General features: G+C 65.1%; 2 protein-coding genes. One reads left to right on the top strand and one right to left on the bottom strand.

Annotated elements, in window-relative coordinates; all coding sequences use genetic code 11:
- Positions 1-10: 10 nt before the first annotated feature.
- Positions 11-172 (bottom strand): hypothetical protein, encoded by a 162-nt coding sequence (locus CIT26_RS36380; protein ID WP_167391251.1) that lies wholly within the window; start codon positions 170-172, stop codon positions 11-13.
- On the opposite strand from CIT26_RS36380, the gene CIT26_RS02325 reads away from it, so the two are divergent.
- Positions 159-1358: an IS256 family transposase gene (locus CIT26_RS02325; RefSeq protein ID WP_095491067.1), complete on the top strand. Its 1200-nt coding sequence runs from the start codon at positions 159-161 to the stop codon at positions 1356-1358. The two genes, CIT26_RS36380 and CIT26_RS02325, sit on opposite strands and share 14 nt — an antisense overlap.
- Positions 1359-1371 lie beyond the last annotated feature (13 nt).

Raw genomic sequence — 1371 nt, 5'->3', positions numbered from 1 at the left:
GGTCGCGTCCCTACAGGTGGTGTAGCTCGGCGGTAGCGAAGCCGCTCGCGAGCGCGCCCTCGATAGCGCTGTAGCGAGCGAGCGGCTTTGCGGTGGTCATCGACAGTTCGCCGGTAAGGTCGGGTTGCTGACACCAACCTGATTCGAAGGAACCATCGATGACCGACGACATGATGAACCTGCGCGCGCTCGTGGAGAAGACTCCGGATTCCGATCTCTTGCGCGAGATGATTGGCTTTGCCGCCGAGCGGCTGATGGAACTGGAGGTTGGCGCCGCCACCGGCGCCGCCTATGGCGAGAAGAACCCGTTGCGCACGGCCCAGCGCAACGGCTATCGCGAGCGCGACTGGGAGACGCGCGCCGGCACCGTCGAGCTGCGCATCCCCAAGCTCAGGAAGGGCTCCTATTTCCCCGGTTTCCTAGAACCGCGCCGCATGGCCGAGAAGGCGTTGACCGCCGTCATCCAGGAGGCCTACGTCCAGGGGATCTCGACCCGCTCGGTCGACGACCTGGTCAAGGCCATGGGCATGAGCGGCATCTCCAAAAGCCAGGTCAGCCGGCTGTGCGAAGAGATCGACGGCAAGGTCAAAGCGTTCCTTGAAAGACCCATCGAGGGCGACTGGCCATATCTGTGGATCGACGCCACCTACCTGAAGGTGCGCCGCGGCGGCCGCATCGTCTCGGTCGCCGTCATCATCGCTGTCGGCGTCAACGCGGACGGCCGGCGCGAGGTGCTGGGCATGGAGGTCGGCACGTCTGAGGCCGAGCCGATCTGGACGGAGTTCTTGCGCAAGCTGACCCGCCGCGGCCTGCGCGGCGTCAAGCTCGTCGTCTCCGATGCCCATGAAGGCATCAAGGCGGCCGTCACCAAGGTGCTGTGCGCGACATGGCAGAGGTGCCGCGTTCACTTCATGAGGAACGTGCTGGCCCATGCCGGCAAGAGCGGGCGCCGCGTCGTCTCCGCTTTCATCGCCACCGCCTTCGCCCAGGAAACGCCCGAGGCCGCAAGCACGCAATGGCGCGCCGTCGCCGACCAGATCCGGCCGAAGGTGCCGAAGCTGGCGACAATCATGGACGACACCGAGCCCGACGTGCTTGCCTACATGACTTTCCCCAAGGAGCACCGCGCCAAGCTGCACTCGACCAACCCGATCGAGCGCCTCAACGGCGAGATCAAGCGGCGCACCGAGGTCATCGGCATCTTCCCAAATGATGACGCCATCGTCCGCCTGGTTGGCGCGATCTTGCTCGAACAGAACGACGAATGGGCCGTGCAGCGCGCCAGATACATGACGCTGGAAACCATCAGCCAAATGAGCGATGATCCGCTCATCAGCCTGCCAGCCGTGGCACGCTGATCAGCCCGGCCCC

This window comes from Mesorhizobium temperatum (assembly GCF_002284575.1).
Lineage (GTDB): Bacteria > Pseudomonadota > Alphaproteobacteria > Rhizobiales > Rhizobiaceae > Mesorhizobium > Mesorhizobium temperatum.
Note: the sequence above shows the minus strand (reverse complement) of the source record. Positions and strands in the feature narration are given on the sequence as shown.

Coding starts and splice junctions, on each gene's coding strand:
- CIT26_RS02325 (WP_095491067.1), top strand. CDS start 159: ATGACCGACGACATGATGAACCTGCGCGCGCTCGTGGAGAAGACTCCG.
- CIT26_RS36380 (WP_167391251.1), bottom strand. CDS start 172: ATGTCGTCGGTCATCGATGGTTCCTTCGAATCAGGTTGGTGTCAGCAA.